This window comes from Vibrio sp. 1078-1 (assembly GCF_033340475.1).
In genome coordinates, this window is record NZ_JAWOWM010000642.1 from 1 (window position 1) to 581 (window position 581).

Consider the following 581-nt stretch of genomic DNA (forward strand, 5'->3'; position numbering starts at 1 on the left):
CTGCCTACATTGACTATCGTTGGCGGCGCAGTTGGCGGTTACTACACGGGTGCACAACGCCTAGTGGACATCGGCTTGAAAGGTAAAGAGAATGTACCTTCCATCACTTCAACGGCGTGGGCTGGTATCTCTATTGCGGTGGTTATTCGCGTCCTACTGTTTTTAGCGGTGTTTGGCGTTATCGCGACAGGCGCAACGTTGGATTCAGCTAACCCGGCAGCCGACGCTTTCCGTCAAGGTGCTGGCCAGCTTGGTTACTTCATCTTTGGCTTAGTACTGTTTGTTGCTTCCATCACGTCTGTAGTGGGCAACTCTTATATGGCTATCTCATTAATTAAGACGCTTTTCCCAGTTGTGGCGCGAAACGAAAAAGCGTGGTGTGTCGGCTTCATTATCCTAACCTCGCTAGGCACGGTTACCATGGATATGCCAATTCTTCTACTTATGTTAGCGGGTTTAGTGAACAGCATTATCCTTCCTATCGTTTTGGGTACCGTCTTAGTTGCGACAAAACGCAAAGATATCGTCGGTGACTACCAACACCCAATGTACTTAACGCTAACTGGAGCAGCGATTGTTAT

General features: G+C 48.5%; 1 protein-coding gene. It reads left to right on the forward strand.

What is annotated here, in order from left to right; genetic code table 11:
- A partial coding sequence (locus tag R7190_RS29255; protein WP_318138124.1) for a divalent metal cation transporter occupies positions 1-581 on the forward strand: 581 nt, incomplete at both ends.